The organism is Pseudomonas sp. CFBP 8758 (assembly GCF_014841725.1).
In the GTDB taxonomy this organism is placed as follows: domain Bacteria; phylum Pseudomonadota; class Gammaproteobacteria; order Pseudomonadales; family Pseudomonadaceae; genus Aquipseudomonas; species Aquipseudomonas baltica.
The window spans coordinates 197,227-216,514 of record NZ_JACYUK010000003.1; the positions used below are offsets into that span (position 1 = coordinate 197,227).

The window sequence follows — 19,288 nt, forward strand, 5'->3', positions numbered from 1 at the left end:
CCCGAACCGGTCGGGGCTTTTCGTATTACCTGATCGATCAGAAGCGGTAGGTCACTGAAGTACCGAAGCCATGTGCGCTGTTCTCGTACTTGGCCTGGTAGGCACCCTTGGTGGCGCTGACCAGGTTGATCTTCGTGTCTTCTTCCTTCAGGTAGGAATAGGCGAAGTCGAAGGTCAGGTCGTCCGTCGGGCTCCAGCCAGCACCCAGGCTGAGGATGGCGCGGTCGCCCGTCGGGATGCGTGGCGAACGGTTGGTGTTGTTGGTCGGCGACTGGTCAACCGAAAAGCCCGTGCGCAGCGTCCACTGTTTGTTCAGTTTGTAGGCGGCGCCCACGGCATGAGACCAGGTGTCGTGCCAGTTCTGTTCTTCGGTGATGGTGCCGATCGACGAGCGCAGCGCGGCAGGCACGCCTTCGTTCTCGACCGAGATTTCCTTCAGGCGGCTCCAACGGGTCCAGGTGCTGCCTGCGTACAGGGTCCAGTCCTGGTTGAGTTCGTGGGTGACCGAGAAGTCCACCGACTCAGGCGTGTCGATGTCCAGCGATGCATCGTACTTGCTGCCGTTGAACGGCCCGAACCCCGAACCTTCGACCTTGGTATGGCCGTCCAGCTTGTACTTGACCTTGGAGTGGTAGGTCAGGCCCACGCGGGTATTGTCAGTGGCCTGAACGAGCACGCCGACGTTGAAGCCCACGGCGGTATCGTCGCCCTTGATCTTGACTTCGCCGTCGTTGCGGCCTGGCGTCGCGCGGTTCAGCGCGGCCGACGTCAGCTCGCCTTCAAGGCGGTTGAAGGTCGGACCGAAGCCGATCGACACGCGCTCGTTGAAGGCATAGCTGACGGTAGGCTGCAGCGTGACGACCGCCACATGGCTCTTGTCGCCCCAGTAGCGGCCGGCAAAACCGCTTTCATAGTCGGTGACCAGACCGAAAGGCGCGTACAGACCGAAACCGACGGTCCAGTTGTCATCCAGTGGTTTGACGTAGTAGCCCATCGGGACGCCAACGAACGGGACCATGTCGCCGTCGTTGCTGCCGCCGAAGGTTCCACGGCCGCTGATGTCGGTCTTGGCGACGATGGCCGCAGCGCCGACGCTGACCTGTTCACGTTTGATGCGGGACATGCCGGCAGGGTTGCCATAGACAGTGCTGGCGTCCTCGGCGGACGACGAGCGACCGGCGAAGCCGGTACCCATGCCGCTGATGCTTTGTTCATTGAGGGCGAAGCCGGCAGCGAAAAGCTGGCTGGATGCCAGGGTGACAGCGAAGCCGAGAGTGGTCTTGAGCATTGGTCTTTTCATTGTTTTAACTCTAGGGGGGCACTGAGGCGCAAGCTACCAACATTTTCACTGCAACGCTATAGCCTGAAACACTCTGGCTAGAGCGGTTTTGTAGGACAATCCGACCAGAATTTACGGGCGCCCGAATGCAGCTTCCAGGGGCCGCGTATGCGCCACGCCTGTGCCATGGGCGCACGCCGGTGCCTGGTAGATTCCACGCAGCTGTCTAGCTCGGGCAAGACGGGGTCATTGGCGTGCAGAAAAATGACGTCAGATTTTCGATCGCGAGTCAGTGGGCGACGCGCGGTGGTCCTTCGGCCGGACTGGCGAACTGTAATGTGCGTTTACAGTTGCATGCATCGACAGCATGCCAAGGCCTGCGCCTCCCCCAAATCGCGGGCATGAAAAAGCCCCGACGGGTCGAGGCTTTTCTATACATCACATCGTTGTGCATCGCTGCAGCGATCAGGCAACCAGGGCCTGACGCGTACGGTCGATCACGGCCTGCAGCGGTTCGGCACTGGAGTACTGTTCCGGATACAAGCGTTCGCTGTGACGGGCGATACCGTGCTCATTGACGATGGTGAAGCTGAAGCAGCCTTTGCGCGCGGCCATGATCAGGCAGTTCATCGGAGCGAAGGCGTGGGTGAGGGTGCGGATGGCATCCTGGGTCTGGATATGAGTCATGTTGTTGTATGTTCCTGCAATGGTCACGACTTGGAGCCGTGATCGATAAAAACGTTCCAGTAGCGCGGGCCTTTGGGCCGGGCGAAGAACCTGTCTGGAACAAGACAGCCAGTGAACAGCGCTTTATCGTTTTGGCTGTTGGGCTGACTGGTAGGTACTTAGGAGGGCAGGCAACATTCCGGGCTAAGGTTCGGGGCCCTGGATGCAGATCCTGATCAATCGTAGGTTGGTCGGGGCAGAGTAATTCGCTTGATGCCGGACTTGTTCGCAAGTCGGGGAGCGTTACCTGGAGACCATCATGTTGGTCGAGCCCGTGTGAACAGGGTGGTCGACCTGAATTGACTTTCAGCTTGGTACTAACGGGTCGAAGACTATCGCATCGGCTATGAGAAGCGCAAGCGATATTCCGAAAAAATACCTTATGGCTACCTTGAAGACGCAAACGAAGGCCCGGTCACTGCAGGTGCAAGAAAACGTGTCTGTCCGGTCTGATCGTGCTTCGTCGATCATGGCTACTCGGTATGACTCACGCAAGTCAATGAAAAAAAACGTCTTTTCGAGTTGGTGAAAAAATCGACAGTTTGACTTCAGGCCCCATTCCATATGGGTTTGCGAGGGGCAGGGGGGGGTTGTCCACTGACTTATCCACAGCTTCTGTGGATTGTCCCAAGGACGCGCTCTGGCACGGGGTTGGTCGCGTCCGAAAGGGCAGACATCTGTCACATGGGGCTAAACCCTCGGCCATTGCCGCCGATAACACGACCATGACCCTGATGCCGGTGCCTTATGTTCAACAACAAACTCAAGCAGCAACTCAGCGGCCAAGCCGACGAACTGGTGGAATTGCGTCAACTGGTAGCCGGCATGACCCACGAGATGCTCAGCCTGGACATCGATGCATCGCTGCGCATCATCGCCTGCAACGACTTGTTTGCGACCACTTTGGGCTATACCGAAGCCCAGCTGGTTGGCAGGCTGATGACCGAATTGGTCCCCACCTACGTGACCAAACTGCCGTGCTATAACAACTTTCGTGCGGCGGTGGCAGCGGGCACTTCGGTGTCGGACAACTATCGCTACCTCAGGGCGGACGGCAGCCTGGTCTGGGTCAATGCGCACTGGAAGCCCATCCGCAATGCGGCAGGTGTGCTGATGCACATCAAGTGCTTTGCCACCGATGTCACCAAGAGCATGGAGAAAGCAGCGGAGAACGCTTCGTTCATCGACGCCTTGCTGCGCTCCACGGCGGTCATCGAGTTCGATTTGAAAGGCACCGTGCTGTCGGCCAACGACCAGTTCATGCGCGGCATGGGCTATACCCTGGCGCAGGTGCAGGGCAAGCATCACCGCATGTTCTGCCACAGCGAAGAAACCAGTTCGCCGAGCTACACCGAATTCTGGGCAAACCTGAATCGCGGTGAGTTCGTCGCCGGGCGCTTCAAGCGCCTCGACAGCATGGGCCGCACCATCTGGCTCGAGGCGACCTACAACCCCGTCTACGACACCGAAGGCAAGCTCTACAAGGTGGTCAAGTTCGCTACCGTGGTCACCGAGCAGGTCGAGCGCGAGGCCGAGGTCAATCAGGCCGCGCAGACCGCCTATGAAATCTCGCGCAGCACCGACATCAGCGCCCAGCGTGGCGCGGTGGTAGTGACCGATACCGTGCAGACCATGCGCAAGATCGCCGACGACATGCAGTCCGCGTCCAGCGGTGTGGAAGCGCTGGGCAAGCAATCGCTGCTGATCAGCTCGATCATCCAGACCATCAGCAGCATCGCCCAACAGACCAACCTGCTGGCGCTGAACGCCGCCATCGAAGCGGCCCGCGCCGGCGAACAGGGGCGCGGGTTCGCCGTGGTGGCCGACGAAGTCCGGCAACTGGCGGGCCGGACCAGCACCGCCACCGACGAGATCGCCGCCGTGGTGCAGCAGAACCAGGCACTGGTCGACGGCACCGTGCGCGACATGGCCAACAGCAGGCAGCAGGCCGAGCAGGGCGTACAACTGGCCGGTCAGGCCGGTGACGTGATCGTCGAGATCCAGGACGGGGCCAAGAAAGTGGTGGAGGCGGTGGCGCGTTTCACCAACCTCTGACGGCCTGTACGGCACCTTCGCAACGGTTGTATTAGAATGGGCCACGTTCATTCAGCGAAGGTAATCGATATGACAGTCCAGACCGAAACCGCTCTGCTGGCGGGTGGCTGCTTCTGGGGCATGCAGGACCTGATCCGTCGTTATCCGGGCGTCCTGCAGACGCGGGTCGGGTACAGCGGCGGCGATGTCGCCAATGCGACCTACCGCAACCACGGCACCCACGCCGAAGCCATCGAGATCGTCTTCGATCCCAGCGTGATCGGCTATCGCCAGATCCTCGAGTTTTTCTTCCAGATTCACGACCCGTCCACGGCCAACCGCCAGGGCAACGATGTAGGCCTGAGCTACCGCTCGGCGATCTTCTACAACACCGAGGAGCAGAAACGCGTCGCACTGGAAACGATCGCCGACGTCGATGCCTCCGACCTGTGGCCCGGCAAGGTCGTCACCGAGCTTGCCCCTGCAGGTGATTTCTGGGAAGCCGAGCCCGAGCATCAGGATTACCTGGAGCGTATTCCCAACGGCTACACCTGCCATTTCGTACGTCCCGACTGGAAACTTCCCGCGCGCGGCTGATCCGGTTGCGCCAATAGCTAGACATATCCAGTAATAATTTCCCGGCGGTGGCGTTCATCACTGCCGGGACATCCATCCTGACGCCCCCTGCAACGACCCCTCTCCATCGTGCAGCCCGCACGCTCTGCGCTCTTCATACGCACTTATTCAGCCTGCGCGCTCGCTGGCAAAGACCAATGCTTCTGGTTGGCAGCCGCGAATGCTTGCCAAGTGCCATGAATTATCATTTACATTTTTTTGACATTTGCATAGCCTTGCGCCGCTTCCGCATTCAACGCGGTTTCGCACACAAGTTTGCGTGGCTTCCTACAGCCCGCATTCGAGTCTTCGCCCGGGGGGGGCAGACCGCCTTGTGTGGGTTCCTGAGGTCATGCCATGAATCATTTTCCGTTGCGCAGTGTTGCGCTGTGCATCTCTTTGTCCATTGCCGGCCTGGCGCAGGCAGCTCCGATTGCGCTGAATCTGCCCGCGCAACCCTTGGGCGAAGCGCTGAACCAGTTGGGTCAGGCCAGCGGCCTGCAAGTGGTGTTCGAACCAGCGGCGATTGCCGGCAAGACGGCACCTTCGGTCACCGGCCGGATGGAACCCGCATTGGCACTGCAACGCCTGCTGGCCGGCAGCGGCCTGGTCGGTACGGTGCAGGGCGACGTGGTCAGCGTCACCGCGCCCGCTACAGCGTCCACTGGCGGCGCGGTGGAACTGGGCGCGACGGCCGTCTCGGCCGCCACCAGTTCCATAGCCGGCACGGCCACCACCGAACACTCCGGCTCCTACACCACCGGCAGCATGAGCACCTCGACCGGGCTGCCGCTGTCGATCCGCGAAACCCCGCAGTCGGTCAGCGTCATCACGCGCCAGCGCATGGACGACCAGGGCATGAACGACCTCAACGATGTGGTCAAGTACGCGCCCGGCATTACCTTGCGCAAGTTTGGCGGCGACCGCCAGGCGTTCCAGGCGCGCGGGTTCAACATCGACAACATCATGTACGACGGCCTGCCGACCAGCATCGGCCAGTTCACCCTAGACACCATCGCCGGTGCCGACCTGGCTTTGTACGACAGGGTTGAAGTGGTGCGCGGCGCCACCGGCTTGATGACCGGTGCCGGCAGCCCGTCGGCAACCCTGAACCTGGTGCGCAAGCGTCCTACCGCCACCCCTCAGGTCAGCATCACCACCAGCGCCGGTACCTGGGACCGCTACCGCACGCAAGTGGATGCGTCGAACCGGCTCAACGAGTCCGGCACCCTGCGTGGCCGGGTGGTGGCCGCCTACGAAGACGACAACAGCTACATCGACGAGCGTGAAAAGCAGCGCCAGACCTTCTACGGCGTATTCGAAGCGGACCTGAGCGAGGCGACTACCCTGACCCTCGGGGCTTCCAAGCAGCGCGATGATGCCACCTCTGACTGGGGCAGCCTGCCGTCAGGCCCGAATGGCGAAGACCTGCATCTGTCGCGCTCCACCTTCCTGAGCAATGACTGGGCCTACTGGGACCGGGACAACGTCAGCGTATTCACCGACGTCACCCACCGCTTCGACAACGGCTGGACCGCCAAGGCTGCGGCCGCGAAGATATGGGCCGAGTCCAACACCTTTTCCAGCTATCTGACGGCGCCCCGCAATGGTGTGTACGGGCAGGCCACAGGCGCCTACGACACCACCGACGTGCAGACCAACGTGGATGCCTCGCTCGCTGGCCCGTTCCAGTTGTTCGGGCGCGAGCATCAGTTGACCCTCGGCGCGAGCCGTCGCCAGGAAAAGTTCGACCAGACCGGTGGCTACTGGAATGACTCCACGCCCATCGATATCTACAACTTCGATCCGGGTGTCATTGCCAAGCCTTCGCGTACTCGCAGCGACTATCGGCTCTACGAGAGCAAGAACACGGCTACCGAGAAGGGTGTCTACGCCGCCGCGCGTTTCAACCCGCTGGACCCGCTGCACATCATCGTCGGCAGCCGGGTCAGCTGGTATGACTACGACAACCGCTCGGGCACGGGTGATTACAAAGTGACCCAGGAAGTCACGCCCTACGCCGGCATCATCTATGACCTGAACGATACCTACTCGGTCTATGCCAGCTACACCGAAATCTTCAAGCCGCAGACGCAGCAGGATGTCGGCGGCACGGTGCTGGACCCGATGACCGGTGAAAGCTATGAGATCGGCATCAAGGGCGAGTACTTCGATGGCGGACTGAATGCGTCCGTGGCCATGTTCGACATGACCCAGCAGAACCGCGCCTACGCCATTCCCGATCAACCGGCCAGCTGCCGGGCCACCAACCGCACCTGCTACGAGGCTGCGGGCGAGGTACGCAGCCGTGGCCTGGATACCGAAATCAGTGGCGCCTTCACGCCCAACTGGCAGTTCTCGGCCGCCTATACCCTGGTGCTCAGCCAGTACGTGAAAGACCGTACCTACGAGAAAGGCAATCTGTTCGCGCCCAACCAGCCCAAGCATCTGTTCAAGGCCGCAACCACTTACCGGTTCGAAGGTGCCTTGGACAGGCTGCGTATCGGTGCCGACGTGCTGGCGCAGAGCGCAACCTACGGCCGTGTCGGAACCGGTCATGCGGAGCAGGATTCCTACGCGGTACTGGGCTTGATGGCCGGCTATCGCTTCGACGAACACTGGGACGCCCGCGTCAACTTCAACAACGTGCTGGACGAGAAGTACTGGCAGGGTATTCCTACCGCGACCGGCAGTGGCACCTACGGCGACCCGCGCAACCTGATGTTCTCGCTGAAGTGGTCGCTGTGATCCAGTGACCGAGAGGGCGGGCGTGCAATGCGCCCGCCCGTCGATCATCACAGGCATTCGTAGCAGATGCCCATACGTGTCAAGGCCGAAAGGGCGTGGACAGCTGGAACTGTGCCAATTCGCGCAACCCTGTATTCACCTTGAAACGGACGCTGTAAGGTCTGGCATGGGCCAGTTGTGCAGAGGGGCCCCTATCGGCACGGCCATAGGCGCGTTGTGGTGAACTGTCCGGCGGAGCACTTTTGAAAACACTCCTCATCATCGGCATCGGCGCTGGTCATCCCGAGCACATCACGGTGCAGGCGGCGCGTGCCTTGGCGCGGGTCGATGTGTTCTTTCTGATGGACAAGGGCGATCACAAGGGCAAGCTCAATGCCCTGCGCAAAGAGATCCTCGAGCGTCATGCAACGCCTGGGGCGTATCGGGTGGTCGAGGTGCGGCAGCCCGAGCGTCCGGCCGGGCCGGACTATCGGACGTCGGTGAATACCCTGAATGCGCGCAAGCAGGCGGCCTTCGAGCGGCTGCTCGATGATGCAGTGGCGGACGGGGAGTGCGCGGGCGTTCTGGTGTGGGGCGATCCTTCGCTGTACGACAGCACGCTGCGCATTGTCGAGGCAATCGCTGCCAACAGCGCGCGAGCGGTGCACTATGAGGTGTTTCCCGGTGTGACCAGCATTCAGGCGCTAACCGCGGCGCACCGGATCACCCTCAACAGCATTGCCGGTGCCGTGCAGATCACTACGGGTCGACGCCTGTCGGCGGGCATGCCCGAGGGCGTCGACACGGTGGTGGTGATGCTCGATGTACAGGACAGCTTCAAGGCGCTGGTCGGCCAGAATCTGGATATCTATTGGGGGGCTTACGTCGGTACGGCCGATGAAGTGCTGCTGTCGGGAAGGCTGGACGACATGGCGCAGACCATTGCCGATGCGCGGCAGCAGGCGCGCAGCCAGCATGGCTGGATCATGGACAGTTATCTGCTCAGGCGGCGTGTCTGAAGTTGCGCGGGGTTGCCGGACGCGGCTCGCGCCGCTGCTACAGGGGCTGTCTGGTGCTTTGCGGGGTTGCCGGACGCGACTTGCGCCGCTGCTACAAGGGCTGTTTGGTGTTTTGCGGGGTTGCCGACGCGGCTTGTCGGTCTTGCGCGCGGATTTCGCGTTGCGCAGGCTTGTATTACCTAAACGCCAACGTCACCATCAGGGCACCCTGCGTTCCGCTGTGAGCCGATATGCCGACCCAGCCTCCCGAACATTTTCGCGCCCCCTCCGTACCTGAGGAGACACCCGCCCAGGATGCCGCCGAGCGCCTGCAGCTGGCTCTGGATACCGGGGCCATCGTCGGTACCTGGGTATGGGATGTTGCGGCCGACCACTTCAGTGCCGACGAACGCTTCGCCCGCACCTTCGGTCTGTCCGGCAAGGTCTGTGCCCAGGGCCTGCCGCTGGAGCAAGCGATGGCCAGCGTCCATCCGCAGGATCGCCCGCGGGTCGAAGCAGCCGTGTTCGAGACCCTCGGCAACGGCGGTCACTACCGTTGCGAGTATCGCGTGCTGCAGAGCGACGGCAGCTATCGCTGGATCGAAGCCAACGGCCACGTCGAATTCGACGAGGCGGGGCGTCCGCAGCGTTTTCCCGGCGTGCTGCTGGACATCCAGCAACGCCGCAGCGCCGAGGCCGAGCGCGATCGCATGACCCACCTGCTGCGCACCTTCACCGCCGCGGTGCCCGGTGTGGTGTACGCCAAGGATCGCCAGGGCCGGATGCTGGTTGCCAATCGCGGCACCACCGAACTCATCGGCAAACCGCCCGAGCAATACATCGGCCGCACCGATATGGAGTTCCTGGAAGACAAGGTCCAGGCACGGGTGATCATGGAAACCGACCGGCGCATCATGGAAGGTCGGCACACCCAGGAGGTGGAAGAGGAGGTACGCCAGGCCGACGGCACCGCCGCGACCTGGCTGTCGCTGAAGACGCCTCTGCTCGACGAGGACGGCGAAGTCATTGGCCTGATCGGCTCCTCCATCGACGTCACCGCGCGCAAGAAGGCCGAGGCTGCGGTGCGCGAGCTCAATCAGACCCTGGAAGAGCGCGTGCGCATCGCCATTGCCGAGCGGGAAAAAGCCGAGGCAGCGTTGCACCAGGCGCAGAAGATGGAAGCCGTCGGCCAGCTTACCGGGGGTATCGCCCACGACTTCAACAACCTGCTGGCGGGCCTGTCCGGCAGCCTCGAATTGATGCACATGCGCTTGAAACAGGGCCGTACCGCTGACCTCGAACGCTACCTGGACGTCGCCCAGGGGGCCGTCAAGCGCGCCGCGTCACTGACTCATCGCCTGCTGGCGTTCTCTCGGCGGCAGACCCTGGCTCCGGTGCCCACCGACGTCAACGCGCTGATCCACGGCCTGGAAGAACTGGTGCGACGTTCGGTCGGACCCTCCATAGAACTGAGCGTGCGCCATACCCAGGGTCTGTGGACGGCGCTGATCGACCCGACCCAGCTGGAAAACGCCTTGCTCAACCTGTGTATCAATGCTCGCGATGCCATGCCCGGTGGTGGGCGGATCACCATCGAAACCGCCAATCAGTGGCTGCCTCACAGCGATGCATTCAATCACGAGGTACAGGCCGGCGAGTACCTGGTGGTTCACGTGACCGATAACGGTTCGGGGATGAGCGAGGAGGTCATGGCCAAGGTGTTCGAGCCGTTCTTCACCACCAAACCGGTGGGCGAGGGCACCGGCCTGGGTCTGTCGATGATCTACGGGTTTGCCAGGCAGTCCGGCGGACTGGTGAAGATCCAGTCACGGCCGGGGTTTGGCACGACGGTCAGCCTGTACCTGCCCAGGCATTGCGCAGGCCTCGAGACAGAAGCGGTGGTGCCCAGCCAGGCGCCCATCGACCTCGGTGGCAGCGGCGAGACCGTGCTGGTGGTGGACGACGAAGCCTCGGTGCGCGGTTCCGTAGCCGAGCTGCTGGAAAGCCTGGGCTATGTGGTCCTGCAGGCCGGCGACAGCGCCCAGGGCCGAGACCTGCTGCAATCGGCTGCGCGCATCGACCTGCTGGTCACGGACGTGGGCTTGCCTGGCGGGCTCAATGGCCGGCAGATGGCCGAGCTGGGGCGCTCGGCCCGGCCAGGCTTGCCGGTGCTGTACATCACCGGCTACGCGCAGAACCTGGCGTTGGATCAGTGCCATCTGCAGCCTTGCACCGAGGTGCTGACCAAGCCGTTCGCCCTGGAGGCGCTGAGCGAGCGCGTGCGCATGCTTATCACGCAATGGCAGCCATGAAACCTGTTCTGCGGCCATGAAAAAGCCCCGCCATGGCGGGGCTGCTCACAACCAGCGGGCTCATCGAGTCAACCTGGCGTTCAGGATCGCGTCGCGCACCAGCGGGCGGCAGGCTTCGACGAAGGCGATCAACTGGCTGGCCGGGATTGTGCCCAATGCACTGACAGGGGTATGGCGGATGGTGTTATATTCCTGCGCTGACATGGCGGATACCTCTCAAGGGTTTCATTCGATGTGTCACCCGAGCCGCCGGGACTCTCACCTCCCGGTGGCTCTCCTTTACTTGGTTCGCCGGGCACGTGAAATTGTTCAATCTTTAAGATGGCCAGTCGCCGTACGGTATGTTAGGCCCTTCCCCTGCTCTATTCGGTAATCACTCCCGCGCGAACACCATGGCCTTGAGGCCGCTGGCTGGATCTATGTCGGCAAACTCCGGTGGGTTGTCCAGGCGCCGCTGCAGGCGCAGCTGCGGTGCTTCGCGGCGCAGCTCGTCGACGAGAAATTCGGGGCCCAGCGCCGGGTCGTTCATGCACGCCAGCACCACGCCCGATTCGCTGAGCAGTTCCGGCAGGCGGCGCAGTACCCGCTGGTAATCCTTGGTCAGCAGGAAGCTGCCTTTCTGGAACGACGGCGGGTCAATGATCACCATGTCGTAAGGGCCGTCCTTGCCGACCCGGCCCCAGGACTTGAACAGATCGTGGCCGAGAAAGCTGACCTTGCCCAGGTCGTGGCCATTGAGGTGGTGGTTCTCGCGTCCCCGGGTAAGGGCGGCGCGAGACATGTCGAGGTTGATCACATGGGCTGCGCCGCCAGCTATGGCGGCCACCGAGAAACCGCAGGTGTAGGCGAACAGGTTGAGCACACGTCGACCCTGGGCGTTTTCGCGTACCCAGTCGCGACCGTGGCGCATGTCGAGAAACAAGCCGTTGTTCTGTTTACGCCCCAGGTCGATGCGGTACTGCAGGCCGTTCTCGACCAGGATCACCTGCTCTTGCGCTTCTCCGATCAGCCAGTGCACATCGCTGCCGGGCAGATAGCGGTGCTGCAGGGCCAGACCGCGCGCACCGCTGGCGGCCCACGCCGGTTGCTGCGCCAGTCGGGCCAGCAGCTGTTGCAAGCCTGCCAGCTGTTCGGCAAGCGGCTCCTTGAACAGCGACACCAGCACGATGCCCTGCAGCCAGTCCACGGTCAGTTGCTCCAGCCCCGGCCAGCGCCGACCGCGGCCGTGAAGCAACCGGCGAGTTTCCAGCGGCGGCTGGGCGAGGGCTTGCAGCAGGTGTTTGTGCAAGGTGGCGAGAGCGTCGGCGTTCATGGCAAGGATCACGGCTTCGAAGGGCAGGCATTCTACGTCAGCTCAGGTATTTTTCGAACCAGCCCAGCGTGCGCTCCCAGGCCAGGTCGGCGGCAGCCTTGTCATAGCGTGGGGTCGAATCGTTGTGGAAGCCATGGTTGGCGCCGGGATAGATGTACGCCTCGTAGGTTTTGCCTGCCGCCTTGAGCGCTGCCTCGTACGCGGGCCATCCTTCGTTGATGCGCGTATCCAGTTCGCCGAAATGCAGCAGCAGCGGCGCCTTGATCTTCGCTACATCCTTGGCATCGGCCTGACGGCCATAGAACGGCACCGCGCACGCCAACTCGGGATAGGCCACCGCCGCCGCATTGGACACACCGCCGCCATAGCAGAAGCCAGTCATGCCGACCTTGCCGGTGGCACCCTCGTGCGCCATCAGCCAGGGGATCGCAGCGAAGAAATCATTCATCAGTTTGGTCGGGTCGACCTTCTCCTGCAGCGCCCGACCCTTGTCGTCGTTGCCCGGATAGCCGCCGACCGAGGTCAGGCCATCCGGGGCCAGGGCCATGTAGCCGGCCTTGGCGACCCGCCGTGCGACGTCTTCGATATAGGGGTTGAGCCCGCGGTTCTCATGCACCACCACCACGCCTGGCACCTTGCCGGTGGCCTGGGCCGGCCGCACCAGGTAGCCACGCACCTGGCCATGGCCACTGGGCGAGGGGTAGGTGACGTATTCGGCCACGATCTGTGGGTCGGTGAATTCCACCTGCTGGGCCAATGCATAGTTCGGGCTCAGGCTGGCCAGCAAGGCGCCTGCCGTCAGCCCCCCAAAGGTGAACAACGCCGCGCGGTCGAGGAACTCGCGGCGGTTGATCTTGCCATGGGCATAGAAGTCGTACAGTTCCAGCAACTCGGGGGAAAAATCCTTGGCACTGAGGCGATCCATCGGGCACTCCTATCGGAAGACACCAAGCGGTGAGGGTTGCACTCATTAAAGCAGCGTTTCGCACCCTGGCCAGCGCTTCGCGCGTCAGCGGCGATGCAGCAGGTTCCAGTGGTCCGCGACCTGGCCCATGGTCTTGGCTTCGCCACTTTTGAGCCAGGCCATGAAGGGGCGGTCGAAATGAAAGTTCGGGCCGCATGCCTCGGTCAGGAAACGCCGCACGTTCTGAGTGTTGCGATAGCCTCTGTCCAGGGGGGTGTAACGGGTGATGGGAGCACTGTGCCAGTCGAAGTTCATGAATCGCTATCCTTCGCGAAAAGATCATTGAGTATAGGGGAGGGGGCGAGCCGCGCCTGCACGCTGACGTCGTGCACGCCATCATGCACAGGGCACTTTTCCTGTGCCGCGTTTTGCCTCAGAGTCTGTGAATCGCCAATAGTGCCAAACGTCGACGGAAGGATGATGAGCGAAGATCAGTGGAGCCAACGCATGCAAGACAACGGCTGGCTGTGGAACCCTGCCCAGACTGGCGCGCAGGCGCCGTGCCTGATCCTCGCGCACGGTGCCGGCGCGCCGATGGACAGTGCCTTCATGAACAGCATGGCCGAGCGCCTGGCCGCTGGCGGGGTCAGCGTGGTGCGCTTCGAGTTTCCCTACATGGCCCAGCGCCGCAGCGGCGGCAGCAAGCGTCCGCCCAGTCCGCAGGCAAGCCTGCTGGAAAGCTGGCGACAGGCCTATGCCCTGGTGCGACCGCTGGTGACGGGAACCCTAGCCGTGGGGGGCAAATCCATGGGCGGACGGATGGCCAGCCTGCTGGCGGACGAACTGGGTGCCGATGCACTGGTGTGCCTGGGGTATCCCTTCTACGCGGCGGGCAAGCCGGAAAAGCCGCGAGTCGAACACCTGGCCGACCTGAGCACGCCAACCCTGATCATCCAGGGCGAGCGCGATGCGTTGGGCAACTGCGAGACAGTGGCAGGCTATGAGTTGTCGGAGCAAGTCGAGCTGTACTGGCTCAGCGCCGCCGATCATGACCTCAAACCCTTGAAGTCATCCGGGTTCAGCCACGACCAGCATCTGCAGACCGCCGCCGACCGGATCGTGGCCTTCCTGTCCTGACTCGCGTAGCCGACACGTGGCCTGCCATGCAGGCTGCGATGCGAGGGCAGGGGGCAGTCAGCGGTTGAAACGCTCCACCAGCGAATACTGGCTGTTGGCGGTCTTGGTCAGCTCTTCGCTGAGCAGTGCCGAGTTCTGCGCCTGTTCGCTGGTTTCATCGGCCAGGTGCGAGATGGTGGTGATGTTGCGGCTGATCTCCTCGGCCACTGCACTCTGCTCTTCGGTGGCTGCGGCGATCTGCGTGGTCATGTCGGTGATGTTGGCGACCGCTTCGCTGATGCCGATCAACGCCTGGTCGGCTTCCAGCACGCGAGCCACGCCTTCCTCGGCCTGACGGTGACCGGCATCCATGGTCTGCACGGCATTGTTGGCGGTCTGCTGCAGCTTGGCGATGAGCCCATGGATCTGCCCGGTCGACTCGCTGGTGCGTTGTGCCAGCTGACGCACCTCGTCGGCGACCACGGCGAAGCCGCGGCCCATTTCGCCGGCGCGTGCCGCTTCGATGGCTGCGTTGAGCGCCAGCAGGTTGGTCTGGTCGGCGATACCTTTGATCACATCCACCACGCCGCCGATCTCATCGCTGTCCTTGGCCAGCTGGGTCACGGTCTGCCCGGTTTCCCCGACGACCACCGACAAGCGCTGGATCGCCTCGCGGGTTTCGCCGGCGATGTCGCGCCCGCGGCTGGTCAGGCGGTTGGCCTCCTGGGTGGCGTCGGCAGTGCGCTGCACATGGCTGGCCACTTCCTGGGTAGTGGCCGCCATCTGGTTCACCGCAGCGGCTACCTGCTCGGTTTCCAGGCGCTGACGGTCCAGGCCCTGGGAGCTCTGGTGTGCAAGAGCGTCGGATTGCCGGGCTTGACCGGTCAGGTGCTCGGCGGTGTCCTGCAAACGGGTCAGGCAGGTCTTCAAGCGCGCTTCCTGGCTCAGAATGGCCATTTCCAGGCGCGCCTGGGCGCCCCGGCTGTCGGTGTACATTTGCGCGATGAGCGGATCCGAGGTGGTCTGGTCCGCCAGCTTGAGCAGGCGCTTGATACCCCGCTGCTGCCAGCTCAGGCCCATCAGGCCCAGTGGCAGCGACAGCCCGGCGGCCAGGGCGAACCCCCATGAGGTATCCAGCCAGGTGCCGATCATGAAGCCGACCTGGCTGACCAGAATGAACGGCACCCAGTTCTGCAGCACCGGCATCCAGCGATCGCGGCCGGGTACCGCCGACCTGCCGTTGTTCAAGCGTTCGTAGAGCGACTGGGCACGGCGGATCTGCTCGGCCGTCGGCTTGATCCGTACCGATTCGTAACCCACCACTTGCTTGTTTTCAAGTACCGGAGTGACGTAGGCGTTGACCCAGTAGTAGTCGCCGTTCTCGCAACGGTTCTTGATGATGCCCATCCATGGCAGGCCCTGGCGCAGCGTCGCCCACATGTGCTCGAACACCGCCGAAGGCACGTCCGGGTGGCGCACGGTGTTGTGCGGCGCGCGAATCAGCTGCTCGCGGGTGAACCCGCTGATCTCCACGAAAGCATCATTGCAGTAGGTGATCATTCCTTGGGTGTCGGTCGTGGAAATCAGGCGCTGCTGGGCAGGGAAGGTCCGTTCGCGCTGGGTGATAGGCTGATTGTTACGCATGAGTGTCCATTCATTCCGTGGGGCTTTGACAGGTTCTCGGCCAGCTCGGGAAAAGATTGAATGGGATATCGGCGAAGGGCGGTGGGAGGGCTTCAAAGTCATTGCCGAGCAGGCCCGGGAACCGCAGCCTGCTTACGGCAGGGTAGGGTCAAAGGGCCTGGATGACGGCGCTCATGTGAGCCTGCAGGTCGGCGATCGGGTCGTCGCTTTCCTCGGCCAGCACCAGCAGCTTGCTGCCTGCGGCAGTGATCACCGCCTTGACCGCTTCGGGCGGTTGGCGATGGTCGATGACCAGGGCAACGTCGTTGTCCTTGAGCGTCATGCTCAGGTTTTCCAGCTGCGCGGTGTCCCACTGTTCGTCGTTGAGCACCTGGGTGGCCACCGTGTCCAGATTGAGACCGGCTGCAAGGTAGGCGAAGCGGTCGCTGAGGCTGACCACACTGACATTGTCCGCCTTTGCCAGGCGTGCCTCGCTGTCGGCGCTGAGCTTGAGCAGTTGCTGCTTGAGTGCGGCCAGGTTGGCGTCGATCCGCGGTTTGGCGGCCGGAGCCAGGCGTACCAGGTCGGCAGCCATGACGTCGGCCATGCGCCCCATGTTGTTGCTCGACAGCCACGGCTGGCTGTTCAGTCCGCTCACGCCCGGCTGTACCGCGATACCGGGCAGTACCCCGTCGACCGGGCGCGCAGCGTCGATCTCGACGATGCGAATGTTGCTGCGACGCGCCAGCGGGTACAGGGAATCGTCAGGCCATAGCGAACGCAGCCCGATCACCGCGTCGGCAGAGCCGGCCAGTCCGGCCAGGGCTTCTGCGCCGCGGCCGGTGAAATAGGCATTCTGTCGAGAGCCGGGCAGGTTGGCAGCGGCCGCACGTTGCAGTTGCACGTCGCTGTCCTTGAGCAGCAGTTGGCCCAGGCCGTAGGTGATCGGCAGGCTGGCGAGGACTTTCACCGGCTCTGCCGCCTGGATCGCAGGGGCGAGCGCCGCACACAGGGCCAGGGCGACTGTCAGTTTGCGCAGAGTAGACATTTATCCGATGTTCCCTTTGAGGCTGGGCAAGGTGCCGCGGGCGATGGCGGCGAGAGCGAAGGCCAGGCCTGCGACCAGGATGATGGCCGCCCCGGAAGGCACCGGCAGATCGAAGAGGATCGGCAGCAGGATCCCGCACAGGGTGCTCACCGTGGCAATGATCACCGAGATCCAGAAGAAGCCCTTGAGCGACTGGCTCAGCAGCCGTGCCGCCGCTGCCGGAATCACCAGCAGCGCACCGACCAGGATCGCGCCGATGACCTTCACCGCTGCCACGGTGATCAGCGTCACCAGAATCACGAACAGGTAATCCAGGGCTTTCACCGCCACGCCGCGCACCGCGGCCAGCTGCGGATTGAAGCTGGCCAGCATGATGCGGTTGTACAGCGGCAGGCTCAGGCTCAGGACCAGGGTACCGACCACGGCCAGTACCAGCAGATCGTTGCCGTTGACTGTCAGTACCGAGCCGAACAGCACGTTCTCGAGGATGTGCACGTTGATCTTGCCGGCCAGGGTCAACAGCAGGCTGGCGCCCAAGGCCAGCGAGACCGACAGAAACACGCCGATCAGCGTGTCCGGCGCCAGGCCGGTGCGGTTGCGCAGGTAATTGAGCACGATGCCAAACAACAGGCAGTAGCCGAACAGGCTGCCGTAGGGGCCCGTGTAGGGTTCGCCGAGCAGGATGCCGATGGCCACGCCGGTGAGCGCGGCATGCCCGACCGCTTCGGAAAAGAACGCAAAGCGCTTGACCACCACCAGCGTTCCCAGGCCGCCCAGTACCGGGCCGATCAGCAACCCGGCGATCAAGGCGTTGACCACGAAACCATAGGCCAGTGCAGCGGGCAGGTAGCCGTCCGAGGCAAGGCCCTGGATGGCCAGGCGAAACTGTTCGTAGTCCATCAGGCGAGGCCCCCGGCGCGTGGATGAGTGGAGAACAGCGTCAACAGCCGGTCTGGCGTCAGTGCGTCCGCCGGCCTGGCGTCGAACAGCACGCGTCGGTTGAGCCCGGTAACGTGGTCGGCCAGACGCTTGACCGCTTCCAGGTCGTGCTCGATCCACATGACCGTGATGCCGGCTTGCTGCCAGTCCAGCAGCAGGCGCTCGAACACCTGGATGCCGGCTTCGTCGAGCGCCGACATGGGCTCGTCGAGGATCAGCAGCTGCGGCGTCGGGATCAGGCCCTGCGCCAACAGCACGCGCTGGCGTTCGCCGCCCGACAACGCGCCCATGCGGCGCTTGCGCTTGTCCTGCATGCCGACCCGCTCCAGGGCCTCGCCAATGGCGCCGGCATAGTGTTTCGACAGGCCGAGAAAGGCAGGCCGACGCTGGCACATGGCGGCCATGAAATCGTCGACCGTCATCGGCAGGCCACGGTCGAATTCCAGTGCCTGCGGTACATAGCCGATCACCCCGGGGCTGCCCGGCCACTGCAGGCTCAACTGGCCACGATGGGGCATCTGCCCCAGCAGGGTCTTGATCAACGAGCTCTTGCCACCGCCGTTGGGTCCGACCAGCGCGTGCACGCTGCCGCTGGCCACGCGAAAGGAGACCTGGTCGAGAATCAGCGTGCGGCCCAGCACCAGGCCCACTTCGGCGAACTCGATGGCGGGGCCGCTGCGGGCGAGGGCGAGGGGTTCGGCGGCCGTCATGCGCCGGCCTCCTGGATGGCCCGGACCACGGTGTTGAGGTTGCCGCCCATTTCCTTCTCGTACTTGTCGGCGCTGTACTCGCCATAGGAGATGTGCGAGAGGGGGTACATCTTCACTCCCGACTCGCGCTGGATGGTTTCCACATAGGTCGAAGGGAAATCCATTTCCGAGAAGATCACCTTGACGTCCAGTTCACGCAGCTGGTCGATGGTCTTCTTCAGCTGGCTGGGGCTGGGCTCGATGCCGTGCGCCGGCTCGACCACGGCGGTCACTTCCAGGCCGAACTCGCGCAGCAGGTAGTCGTAGGCCGCGTGTACCGTGGCCACCCGCAGCTCTGCGTTGGGCGCCTGGGTCAGCTTGGCCAGGGCGTCGGCGCGCAGCGTGCGCAGGCGCTTGCCGTAGGCCCGGGCATTGGCGGTGTAGAACTTGGCGTTGTCCGGGTCGAGCTTGCCCAGTTCGCGGGCGATGTTGTTGACCTGGGCGATAGAGGCACTGATGGACAGGAACGTGTGCGGATTGACCACTTTGCCGGCGCCGCGCGCCATCGTCCCGGTGGCCGCCAGCAGGGGCACGTCGGCATTGGCCTCGATCACGTGGATATCGGGTTTCTCGCTGGCTTCGATCATGCGGTCGGCAAAATCGTCATGGCCGACGCCATTGAGCACGATCACGTCCAGGCTGCCGATGCGCTTGATGTCGTCGGCGCGTGGCTCGTAGGCATGGGGGTTGAACCCGGCCGGGATCAACGGCACCACTTCGGCCTTGTCGCCGACGATGTTCGCCACATAGCTGTAGTAGGGGTGCAGGGTGATGCCGATACGCAGCGGCTTGCCGTCGGCGGCCCAGGCGGTGCTGGTGAACAGGGTGCCCAGCACGGCAACGGACAGGAGTCGCAGCAACGGACGGCGGGCGATAGATCTGGGCATGAAGAATCCTGGTGAAGAG

16 protein-coding genes and 2 pseudogenes are annotated in these 19,288 nt (G+C 63.3%); 7 read left to right on the forward strand and 11 right to left on the reverse strand.

Going from position 1 to position 19,288, the window contains the following annotated elements:
• Positions 1-37 precede the first annotated feature (37 nt).
• On the reverse strand, positions 38-1,300 hold the full coding sequence (locus IFT75_RS07745; RefSeq protein WP_192054120.1) for an OmpP1/FadL family transporter: 1,263 nt from the start codon (positions 1,298-1,300) through the stop codon (positions 38-40).
• A gap of 444 nt (positions 1,301-1,744) precedes the next feature.
• On the reverse strand, positions 1,745-1,966 hold the full coding sequence (locus IFT75_RS07750) for a hypothetical protein (protein WP_122478886.1): 222 nt from the start codon (positions 1,964-1,966) through the stop codon (positions 1,745-1,747).
• Positions 1,967-2,842: 876 nt separating this feature from the next.
• On the opposite strand from IFT75_RS07750, the pseudogene IFT75_RS21595 reads away from it, so the two are divergent.
• The 6 genes and pseudogenes from IFT75_RS21595 to IFT75_RS07775 form a co-directional block, all read left to right on the forward strand.
• Positions 2,843-3,529 (forward strand): annotated as a pseudogene (locus tag IFT75_RS21595) (PAS domain-containing protein); the annotation flags it as partial.
• Positions 3,530-3,631: 102 nt separating this feature from the next.
• A pseudogene (locus IFT75_RS21600) lies at positions 3,632-4,060 on the forward strand (methyl-accepting chemotaxis protein); the annotation flags it as partial.
• A 69-nt stretch (positions 4,061-4,129) separates the two neighbouring features.
• Positions 4,130-4,636 (forward strand): peptide-methionine (S)-S-oxide reductase MsrA, encoded by a 507-nt coding sequence (gene msrA / locus IFT75_RS07760; RefSeq protein WP_122478881.1) that lies wholly within the window; start codon positions 4,130-4,132, stop codon positions 4,634-4,636.
• A gap of 375 nt (positions 4,637-5,011) precedes the next feature.
• A complete protein-coding gene (locus IFT75_RS07765; RefSeq protein ID WP_192054124.1) occupies positions 5,012-7,402 on the forward strand; it encodes a TonB-dependent siderophore receptor in 2,391 nt (796 codons plus the stop codon).
• A 242-nt stretch (positions 7,403-7,644) separates the two neighbouring features.
• Complete coding sequence (cobF, locus tag IFT75_RS07770) at positions 7,645-8,400, forward strand: precorrin-6A synthase (deacetylating) (protein WP_192054126.1); 756 nt, start codon at positions 7,645-7,647, stop codon at positions 8,398-8,400.
• A 230-nt stretch (positions 8,401-8,630) separates the two neighbouring features.
• Positions 8,631-10,691: a hybrid sensor histidine kinase/response regulator gene (locus IFT75_RS07775; protein WP_192054128.1), complete on the forward strand. Its 2,061-nt coding sequence runs from the start codon at positions 8,631-8,633 to the stop codon at positions 10,689-10,691.
• A 60-nt stretch (positions 10,692-10,751) separates the two neighbouring features.
• Here the strand turns inward: IFT75_RS07775 and IFT75_RS07780 are convergent, their stop codons facing one another.
• The 4 genes from IFT75_RS07780 to IFT75_RS07795 form a co-directional block, all read right to left on the reverse strand.
• Positions 10,752-10,895 (reverse strand): hypothetical protein, encoded by a 144-nt coding sequence (locus IFT75_RS07780; RefSeq protein WP_163007599.1) that lies wholly within the window; start codon positions 10,893-10,895, stop codon positions 10,752-10,754.
• A 169-nt stretch (positions 10,896-11,064) separates the two neighbouring features.
• The gene (locus tag IFT75_RS07785; RefSeq protein WP_185793733.1) at positions 11,065-12,003 is read right to left on the reverse strand and encodes a class I SAM-dependent methyltransferase; all 939 of its coding nucleotides are present in this window, start codon (positions 12,001-12,003) and stop codon (positions 11,065-11,067) included.
• Positions 12,004-12,040: 37 nt separating this feature from the next.
• Positions 12,041-12,928: a YghX family hydrolase gene (gene yghX, locus IFT75_RS07790; RefSeq protein ID WP_185793732.1), complete on the reverse strand. Its 888-nt coding sequence runs from the start codon at positions 12,926-12,928 to the stop codon at positions 12,041-12,043.
• A gap of 84 nt (positions 12,929-13,012) precedes the next feature.
• A complete protein-coding gene (locus IFT75_RS07795; protein WP_122478872.1) occupies positions 13,013-13,222 on the reverse strand; it encodes a DUF6434 domain-containing protein in 210 nt (69 codons plus the stop codon).
• A gap of 165 nt (positions 13,223-13,387) precedes the next feature.
• Between IFT75_RS07795 and IFT75_RS07800 the strand changes: the two genes are divergently transcribed.
• Positions 13,388-14,044 carry an alpha/beta family hydrolase gene (locus tag IFT75_RS07800; protein WP_244646855.1) on the forward strand — a complete coding sequence of 219 codons (657 nt, stop codon included), beginning with the start codon at positions 13,388-13,390 and terminating at the stop codon, positions 14,042-14,044.
• Between the two features lie 57 nt (positions 14,045-14,101).
• Here the strand turns inward: IFT75_RS07800 and IFT75_RS07805 are convergent, their stop codons facing one another.
• From IFT75_RS07805 to IFT75_RS07825, 5 genes are all read right to left on the reverse strand, one after another.
• Positions 14,102-15,667, reverse strand: coding sequence for a methyl-accepting chemotaxis protein (locus IFT75_RS07805; RefSeq protein WP_185793730.1), 1,566 nt, complete (start codon positions 15,665-15,667; stop codon positions 14,102-14,104).
• A gap of 148 nt (positions 15,668-15,815) precedes the next feature.
• Positions 15,816-16,694, reverse strand: a complete 879-nt coding sequence (locus IFT75_RS07810; RefSeq protein ID WP_192054130.1) for a metal ABC transporter substrate-binding protein — start codon at positions 16,692-16,694, stop codon at positions 15,816-15,818.
• The gene (locus tag IFT75_RS07815) at positions 16,695-17,594 is read right to left on the reverse strand and encodes a metal ABC transporter permease (protein WP_122478864.1); all 900 of its coding nucleotides are present in this window, start codon (positions 17,592-17,594) and stop codon (positions 16,695-16,697) included.
• Positions 17,594-18,343 carry a metal ABC transporter ATP-binding protein gene (locus tag IFT75_RS07820; protein WP_192054132.1) on the reverse strand — a complete coding sequence of 250 codons (750 nt, stop codon included), beginning with the start codon at positions 18,341-18,343 and terminating at the stop codon, positions 17,594-17,596. Before IFT75_RS07820 ends, IFT75_RS07815 begins: the two co-directional genes overlap by 1 nt.
• A complete protein-coding gene (locus IFT75_RS07825; protein WP_192054134.1) occupies positions 18,340-19,269 on the reverse strand; it encodes a metal ABC transporter substrate-binding protein in 930 nt (309 codons plus the stop codon). The genes IFT75_RS07820 and IFT75_RS07825 overlap by 4 nt, the downstream gene beginning before the upstream one ends.
• Between the last annotated feature and the right edge of the window lie 19 nt (positions 19,270-19,288).

Bases quoted from the DNA above. Each gene is read 5' to 3' on its own strand.
- IFT75_RS07745 (WP_192054120.1), bottom strand. From the start codon at position 1,300: ATGAAAAGACCAATGCTCAAGACCACTCTCGGCTTCGCTGTCACCCTG.
- yghX (WP_185793732.1), bottom strand. From the start codon at position 12,928: ATGGATCGCCTCAGTGCCAAGGATTTTTCCCCCGAGTTGCTGGAACTG.
- IFT75_RS07825 (WP_192054134.1), bottom strand. From the start codon at position 19,269: ATGCCCAGATCTATCGCCCGCCGTCCGTTGCTGCGACTCCTGTCCGTT.
- IFT75_RS07750 (WP_122478886.1), bottom strand. From the start codon at position 1,966: ATGACTCATATCCAGACCCAGGATGCCATCCGCACCCTCACCCACGCC.
- IFT75_RS07785 (WP_185793733.1), bottom strand. From the start codon at position 12,003: ATGAACGCCGACGCTCTCGCCACCTTGCACAAACACCTGCTGCAAGCC.
- IFT75_RS07765 (WP_192054124.1), top strand. From the start codon at position 5,012: ATGAATCATTTTCCGTTGCGCAGTGTTGCGCTGTGCATCTCTTTGTCC.
- IFT75_RS07780 (WP_163007599.1), bottom strand. From the start codon at position 10,895: ATGTCAGCGCAGGAATATAACACCATCCGCCATACCCCTGTCAGTGCA.
- IFT75_RS07820 (WP_192054132.1), bottom strand. From the start codon at position 18,343: ATGACGGCCGCCGAACCCCTCGCCCTCGCCCGCAGCGGCCCCGCCATC.
- msrA (WP_122478881.1), top strand. From the start codon at position 4,130: ATGACAGTCCAGACCGAAACCGCTCTGCTGGCGGGTGGCTGCTTCTGG.
- IFT75_RS07815 (WP_122478864.1), bottom strand. From the start codon at position 17,594: ATGGACTACGAACAGTTTCGCCTGGCCATCCAGGGCCTTGCCTCGGAC.
- IFT75_RS07810 (WP_192054130.1), bottom strand. From the start codon at position 16,694: ATGTCTACTCTGCGCAAACTGACAGTCGCCCTGGCCCTGTGTGCGGCG.
- IFT75_RS07775 (WP_192054128.1), top strand. From the start codon at position 8,631: ATGCCGACCCAGCCTCCCGAACATTTTCGCGCCCCCTCCGTACCTGAG.
- IFT75_RS07795 (WP_122478872.1), bottom strand. From the start codon at position 13,222: ATGAACTTCGACTGGCACAGTGCTCCCATCACCCGTTACACCCCCCTG.
- IFT75_RS07800 (WP_244646855.1), top strand. From the start codon at position 13,388: ATGAGCGAAGATCAGTGGAGCCAACGCATGCAAGACAACGGCTGGCTG.
- IFT75_RS07805 (WP_185793730.1), bottom strand. From the start codon at position 15,667: ATGCGTAACAATCAGCCTATCACCCAGCGCGAACGGACCTTCCCTGCC.